Raw genomic sequence first — 6,670 nt, 5'->3', positions numbered from 1 at the left:
CCGGCTCGCCCCGCAGCGGCCGCTGGGGGAGCTGCGTTCGGACGTCGAGATCGTCGACGCGGCCAAGATCCCGTACGGGCGCTCGATGGCCCAGGACGCCATCAACCGGGTCCTCGTGGACCGCGCGAGGGAGGGCAAGTTCGTCGTCCGACTCAAGGGCGGCGACCCGTTCCTCTACGGGCGGGGATACGAGGAGGCCCACGCCTGCGCCGAGGCCGGGATCCCCTGCACCGTCGTCCCCGGGGTGTCCAGCGCGCTCAGCGTTCCCGCGCTCGCGGGGATCCCCGTGAGCAACCGCGGCATGACCCACGAGGTCACCATCGTCTCGGGTCACCTCCCGCCGGGGCACCCGGGCTCCCTCGTCGACTGGGAGGCCCTGGCCCGGATGCGGGGGACGCTGGTCGTGCTGATGGGCGTCAAGAACTCCCCGGCCATCGCCGACTCGCTCATGGCCGGTGGCCGATCGCCGGACACCCCCGCCGCGATCATCGTGGACGGCAGCCTCGACGGTCAGGTCACCCACCGGTGCACGGTCGGCACCATGGCCACCACGCTCACCGACCGCGGGGTCCGGCCGCCGGCGATAGTGGTTGTCGGCGAGGTCGCCGGACTCCCGCAGGTGCTGACCCGGGCCTGAATCCCGCCCTCGCGGTCCCGGGTCCTCTACTCAGGGGCCCAGGTCCTGTCCTCGGGGGCCCGGATCCTGACCTCAGGGGCCGTCGTCCCCCTCAGGGGCCGGTCACCATCGTCAGGGTGGAGGGCGAGCTGTGTTCGAGGGTGTGCCCCGCCCGGCGGGCCACCCGCAGGAGCGCCTGTACGTCCGCCATCTCCGCCCGTGAGGTCGCCAGCGTCCTGGCGAGCAGCCCCTTGTGGTGCTTGGAGAAGTGGGACACCACCTTGCGGGTGCCGTCCGGGTACTCCGTGACGACGTCGACGGTGACGGCCCCCGGGACCGGCCCCAACTGGTGGTAGCCGTCCGAGCGGAGGTCGACCACCAGGTCGTCGGCCCATCCCGCGGTGGCGTCGGTGATCGAGGGCTTCCAGACCGCGCGGAGCGTTCCCAGTCCGGGCAGCCGCGTCCCCGCGGAGAGTCGGTAGTGGGGGATGGGGTCGGCGGCGGCGAGCAGGCCGAACAGCGCCGACCCGATCCACAGCCGCGATTCGGCGCGCGACCGGGTGGCCCGGGTGAAGGAGGACTGGTCCAACGCGTCGTAGAGCACCCCGGTGTACCGGCTCAGTGCCGGGGCGGTGGGGGAGGACCACAGGCGTGCGTCGTGCGTCACCTCCTCGGCGAGCGCGTCGCTCAGGCCCAACGCGCGTCGCGCTCCCCCCGGGTCGTCGACACACATCGCGACCAGGGCTCCGGCCACCGATTCCCGGGTGTCGGAGAGCGCCGGGAGTGACAGCGCGGCCAGATCGAGGGGGTCGCCCGACCCGCCGACGGACTTGGTCTCGGAGGGCGAGAGGAGGATGCGCACCCGGCTGAGGCTACCGTCGCTCCGGTGGCGGGTCCCCGGGCGGCTACGCTTGACCACCGTGATCACGCGTCTGTCCCACCTCTTCCTGCGTACGCTCCGCGACGACCCGGCCGATGCCGAGGTCCTGAGCCACAAACTGCTGGTCCGTGCCGGCTATGTCCGGCGCGTCGCACCCGGCGTGTACTCCTGGCTCCCGCTCGGCCTGCGCACCCTCCGGCGGATCGAGCAGGTGGTGCGCGAGGAGATGAACGCCTCAGGGGCCCAGGAGATCAGCCTGCCCGCGCTCCTGCCCCGCGAGCCCTACGAGACGACCGGCCGGTGGACCGAGTACGGATCGGCGTTGTTCCGTCTCAAGGACCGCAAGGGCAACGACATGCTCCTCGGCCCCACCCACGAGGAGCTGTTCACCCTCACGGTGCAGGGCGAGTACTCCTCGTACAAGGACCTGCCCGTCACCCTCTACCAGATCCAGTCCAAGTACCGGGACGAGGAGCGACCCCGTGCCGGGATCCTCCGGGGCCGCGAGTTCACCATGAAGGACTCGTACTCCTTCGACCTCGACGACGCCGGTCTCGCGCGCTCGTACCAGGTGCACCGGGAGACCTACCAGCGCATCTTCGACCGCCTGGGCATCGAGTACGTGGTCTGCGCCGCCACCTCGGGCGCGATGGGCGGATCGGCGTCCGAGGAGTTCCTGGCGATCTCCGCGGCGGGGGAGGACACCTTCGTCCGGTCGACGGACGGGGAGTACGCGGCCAACGTCGAGGCCGTGGTGACCCCGGTACCGCCCGCCCGTCCGCTCGAGGGGCTCCCCGAGCCCGTGGTCCGCGACACCCCCGGGACGCCGACGATCGAGACCCTGGTCGAGTGGGCCAACGGAGCGGGCCTCGGGCGCCGGGTCACGGCGGCGGACACTCTCAAGAACGTGTTGTTCAAGGTCCGTGAGCCCGGCAAGGACTGGGAGCTGCTGGGCGTGGGGCTGCCCGGGGACCGCGAGGTCGACATGAAGCGCGTCGAGGCGGCGCTCGAGCCCGCCGAGGTGGCCGTGCTGGGCGAGGACGACTTCACGGCCAACCCGTTCCTCGTGAAGGGGTACATCGGTCCCGGGTCCCTGCTCGCGGGCGGGGTCCGATACCTGGTGGACCCCAGGGTGGTCGAGGGGACAGCCTGGATCACCGGGGCGGACGAGCCGGGCAGACACGTCGTGGGCCTGGTCTGTGGCCGCGACTTCACCCCCGACGGCACGATCGAGGCAGCCGAGGTCAGGGAGGGCGACGAGGCCCCCGACGGCCACGGCACGCTCACCCTCGCGCGTGGGATCGAGATCGGCCACATCTTCCAGCTCGGCCGCAAGTACACCGACGCCTTCGGATTCGACGTCCTCGGCGAGAACGGGAAGCCCGCCCGGGTGACGATGGGGTCCTACGGCATCGGGGTGTCCCGGCTCGTCGCGGTGTTGGCCGAGCAGTACGCCGACGAGAAGGGCCTGGTGTGGCCGGCGGCCGCGGCCCCGGCCGACGTCCACGTGGTGATAGCCAACAAGGACGAGGCGGCGGCCAGCGGAGCCGCGACGCTCGTCGAGGCGCTCGATCGGGCCCGCCTCGAGGTGCTCTTCGACGACCGCAAGGCCTCACCGGGTGTGAAGTTCAAGGACGCCGAGCTGATCGGCGTCCCGTGGGTCGTGGTCGTGGGTCGGGGGTGGTCGGAGGGGACGGTGGAGCTCCGCGAGCGCGCCACCGGGGAGGTCACCCAGGTACCGGTGGACGGAGCCGCGGACGAGATCATCCGGCTCGTCGGGGCCGGACGCTAGTCCGTCAGGACGGGGGCGGGAACCCGGGCAGCGCCTCGAACGGCGCACCCGGCACCAGCGTCCGCCAGCGCTCCAGCTGAATCGAGGCGGCCGTGAGGGCGTCGAGACAGAACCTCCGGATCTCCGTCGACCGCGCTGCCGTGATCTCCGTCCGCCACGCCACGCAGCAGTCCGACTCGAGCCGGATGGCCAGGAGTACGGGCGAGGTCGGGGCGTCGGGGGCCATCAGATAGCCGACAGGCGCGGGAGGGGAGCCGGGCCACAGGGCCTCCGCGGCATCCCGTCGGGCACGGTGGGCGGCGAGCTCCCGTCGGACCGCGGCGTGGATACCGCTGTCCGCGCCGGCCAGGACGAGACCGTAGCCGAAGACGGCGGCGTCCTCGGACGCCAGCCCGGGTGGGGTCGTCATGCGAGCACCACCTCGACCGCCGTCGTACAGGCGGCCGACACCGCGGCCGCGAGTGCGGCGCGTTCACCTCGCGAGGCCACGGCGACCTCCCCGGCTCGCCGGGCGTCGTCACGCAGTCGCGTGCGGACCTCCCCGATGGGTGGGCAGATCGCGGGCGGCCCCGTCTCGGCCCCGTCCGAGGGTGCCTCTCCGGTATCGGTGGGTCCGATCTCGGCGGAGAGCCGCTCGGCGTGCGTGCGGCGGGCGTCGGCGATCCGGTGGAGACGGGCGACGTCGTCCCCGTGAGAGGCATCCGCGGCGGCGAACTCGCGGGCGTCGCGGGCAGCGGCCGCGGCCAACGGCAGCAGGGGATCCGGCTCGTCGTCGACCAGGGGTAGGGCGCACCCCCCGGCGGCGGCCACTCCGGTGGCGACCGCGGTCACCGCGACGAACCGTCGGCGCGACACGGGGGTGGTGGAGGAAACGGGCACCCCGACATCCTGCCAGGGCCCGTCGGCCGCCGGACCCGGGGCGGTACAGTGATCCGGCCCGTCCGCAACCCGGATCGGCACCCACCAGCAGCGACGCCAGGAGCAACGTGATCGTCCCCGAGCCCGACAGGGCCCATATCCGCAGAGCGGTCTCCGACCGTGGACTCGAACTCGAGGAGATCCGGGAGGATTCACGGGCCGCCGACTGGCACGTGACCGTGGTCGTCGACGGCGACTCCGGTGTCACACTGGACGATCTCGCGAGACTGTCCACCGACCTCGACGCCCTCGCCGAGCAGTGGGGTGGACCCGACCGGGCCGTGACGTTCGAGGTGACGAGCCGCGGCGTGGACGCGCCTCTCGTGGCACCCCGGCACTGGAGGCGGGCGCGCGGTCGTCAGGTAGACGTGAGTTACGTCGACGGTGTCACCGGCCCCGCCCGTGGGCGGATCGGTGACCTCGACGAGGAGTCGGGGACCGTACGTCTGGTCTGCAGGTCGGGTCGTGGGATGCGTGTGGACTCGGTACCGTTGGACGACGTGGCACGCGCTGTGATCCGGGTCGAGTTCCGGCCCGCTCCGGAGGACGAACTCGCCCTCGTGTCGGAGCCCGCGGACCCCGGACGTGGCGTGCGAGAAGGAGAAGACAGTTGAACATCGACATGGCGGCGCTGAACATGTTGTCCCAGGAGCGGGAGATCCCGCTGGACGACCTGGTGCGGACGCTGGAGAACGCACTGCTCACCGCGTACAAGCGCACCGATGACGCGCACCGCGTCGCGCGGATCCAACTCGACCGGAAGGCCGGGACCGTCGCGGTCATGGCGGCCGAGGTCGACGACGAGGGCAATCGGATCGGCGAGTTCGACGCCACCCCGTCCGATTTCGGCCGGGTGGCCGCGGCGACGGCCCGGCAGATCATCCTGCAACGCCTGCGCGAGGCCGAGACCGAGCGGATCTACGGCGACCTGGTCGCCCGTGAGGGCGAGGTGGTCAGCGGGGTCATCCAGTCGGATTCCCGTGCGAACGCGCGGGGGATCGTCGTCGTGCACATCGGGCCCGAGAACGGCGGTACCGAGGGCACCATCGCACCGGCCGAGCAGGTCCCGGGCGAGACCTACCAGCACGGCGACCGCATCAAGTGCCACGTCGTGGGGGTGCACAAGGGGCCGCACGGTGCCTCCGTCTCCCTGTCGCGAACCCACCCCGATCTCGTCCGTGGACTCTTCGCCCTGGAGGTACCGGAGATCGGTGACGGATCCGTCCGGATCTCGGCGATCGCCCGCGAGGCCGGACATCGGACCAAGATCGCCGTGGAGACGACGGTGTCGGGCCTCAACGCCAAGGGCGCCTGCATCGGGCCGAACGGCGCCCGGGTCCGGGCGGTGATGGCGGAACTCAACGGAGAGAAGATCGACATCGTCGACTTCGACGAGGACCCCACGGTGTTCGTGGGTAACGCGCTCTCTCCGGCGAAGGTCATCTCCGTGACCGTCGCGGACGCCGAGACCAGGGCTGCGCGCGTCGTGGTCCCCGATTACCAGCTCTCGTTGGCGATCGGCAAGGAGGGGCAGAACGCCCGCCTGGCCCACCGGCTGACGCAGTGGCGGATCGACATCCACAGCGACGCGGAGTGACGTCCGGCACGGTCGCGGTCCACGCGGTCGGGCGCGCCGTTAGTGTCGATAGTCAACGACCTGTAGACTCACCAGATGTCACAGTGACTTCACGTCCACCCACTCGCGTGGGAGGGACGGCGAGAAACCGAGGCGGCCTCATGCGGGTGCATCACGACCAGCAGAAGGGCCCGGCCGAGGTGCCGGGTCCGGTGAGGACCTGCGTCGGCTGTCGCCGCCGGGATTCCGATTCCCGGTTACTGCGGATCGTTCACGATCCGCGGGCGTCAGCCCTCTCGCCGGACCCCGACCGGCGAGCGGTCGGGCGGGGAGCCTGGGTGCACCGTGACGAGCGGTGCATCGCGACAGCACTCGACCGCAAGGCCTTCACCAGGTCCCTGCGGGTCGCCGGGAACGTGTCCCAGGATGCGATCTCGGAGGTGCTCGAGACGCTATCGTCGTGAGCACGAGACCACCCGTCGGCCGCATGGGCCGACCGGGGGAGCACAAGAGAAGGAACGGACCAGACACGATGAGCACACCGTGAAGTTCCAGCGATGAACGTCCATCGAATGTAGACCGAGGTCGCGCGGCCAGCCCTGCCGTGAAGACCTCGCAGTGAGGAGAGCAGTGGCAGGCAAGCCCCGGGTACACGAGCTGGCAAAAGAGTTCGGTATCACCAGTAAAGAACTTCTGACGAAACTCCGCGATCAGGGAGAGTTCGTCAAATCCGCATCGTCGACCCTCGAGGCCCCGGTGGTCCGACGTCTCCGTGCGTCGCACGCACCGTCCGACGGTGGAGTCGACTCCGCGCCGTCGAGCCCCGGCTCCGGTGGACCCGCGGCGCTGAAGCCCGGCGCGGCGCCCACGCCGGCCCCGGGCCCCCGA

Annotated in this window: 9 protein-coding genes; 6 read left to right on the top strand and 3 right to left on the bottom strand. The window is 71.4% G+C overall.

Annotation, left to right across the window (positions count from 1 at the left end; translation table 11 throughout):
- Positions 1 to 637, top strand: a 637-nt coding sequence (cobA, locus tag G6031_RS05530; protein ID WP_182652709.1) for a uroporphyrinogen-III C-methyltransferase, incomplete at its 5' end; no start/stop codon positions are given.
- 91 nt (positions 638 to 728) lie between these two features.
- On the opposite strand, the gene G6031_RS05525 is transcribed toward cobA, so the two are convergent.
- Positions 729 to 1,478, bottom strand: coding sequence for a peroxide stress protein YaaA (locus G6031_RS05525; protein ID WP_182640919.1), 750 nt, complete (start codon positions 1,476 to 1,478; stop codon positions 729 to 731).
- Positions 1,479 to 1,536: 58 nt separating this feature from the next.
- Between G6031_RS05525 and G6031_RS05520 the strand changes: the two genes are divergently transcribed.
- The gene (locus G6031_RS05520) at positions 1,537 to 3,288 is read left to right on the top strand and encodes a proline--tRNA ligase (RefSeq protein WP_182652708.1); all 1,752 of its coding nucleotides are present in this window, start codon (positions 1,537 to 1,539) and stop codon (positions 3,286 to 3,288) included.
- Positions 3,289 to 3,292: 4 nt separating this feature from the next.
- On the opposite strand, the gene G6031_RS05515 is transcribed toward G6031_RS05520, so the two are convergent.
- Positions 3,293 to 3,697, bottom strand: coding sequence for a DUF4439 domain-containing protein (locus tag G6031_RS05515; RefSeq protein WP_182640921.1), 405 nt, complete (start codon positions 3,695 to 3,697; stop codon positions 3,293 to 3,295).
- Entirely contained in the window at positions 3,694 to 4,167 is a 474-nt protein-coding gene (locus G6031_RS19180) for a hypothetical protein (RefSeq protein ID WP_182652707.1), read from the bottom strand. Before G6031_RS19180 ends, G6031_RS05515 begins: the two co-directional genes overlap by 4 nt.
- 107 nt (positions 4,168 to 4,274) lie before the next feature.
- Between G6031_RS19180 and G6031_RS19175 the strand changes: the two genes are divergently transcribed.
- The 4 genes from G6031_RS19175 to G6031_RS05490 all read left to right on the top strand — a co-directional run.
- Positions 4,275 to 4,820: a ribosome maturation protein RimP gene (locus tag G6031_RS19175; RefSeq protein ID WP_182640877.1), complete on the top strand. Its 546-nt coding sequence runs from the start codon at positions 4,275 to 4,277 to the stop codon at positions 4,818 to 4,820.
- Entirely contained in the window at positions 4,817 to 5,803 is a 987-nt protein-coding gene (gene nusA, locus G6031_RS05500) for a transcription termination factor NusA (protein WP_179525437.1), read from the top strand. Before G6031_RS19175 ends, nusA begins: the two co-directional genes overlap by 4 nt.
- A 140-nt stretch (positions 5,804 to 5,943) precedes the next feature.
- Complete coding sequence (locus G6031_RS05495; RefSeq protein WP_182610233.1) at positions 5,944 to 6,246, top strand: YlxR family protein; 303 nt, start codon at positions 5,944 to 5,946, stop codon at positions 6,244 to 6,246.
- A 166-nt stretch (positions 6,247 to 6,412) separates the two neighbouring features.
- A partial coding sequence (locus G6031_RS05490) for a translation initiation factor IF-2 N-terminal domain-containing protein (RefSeq protein WP_182652706.1) occupies positions 6,413 to 6,670 on the top strand: 258 nt, incomplete at its 3' end.

The sequence above is a fragment of the Dietzia sp. CQ4 genome (assembly GCF_014145125.1).
In the GTDB taxonomy this organism is placed as follows: domain Bacteria; phylum Actinomycetota; class Actinomycetes; order Mycobacteriales; family Mycobacteriaceae; genus Dietzia; species Dietzia natronolimnaea.
The sequence above is the reverse complement of the archived record's forward strand: the minus strand, read 5'-3'. Positions and strand labels throughout refer to the sequence as shown.

Excerpts from the sequence above, each read along its gene's own strand:
- G6031_RS05515 (WP_182640921.1), bottom strand. The coding sequence starts at position 3,697 with ATGACGACCCCACCCGGGCTGGCGTCCGAGGACGCCGCCGTCTTCGGC.
- G6031_RS05495 (WP_182610233.1), top strand. The coding sequence starts at position 5,944 with ATGCGGGTGCATCACGACCAGCAGAAGGGCCCGGCCGAGGTGCCGGGT.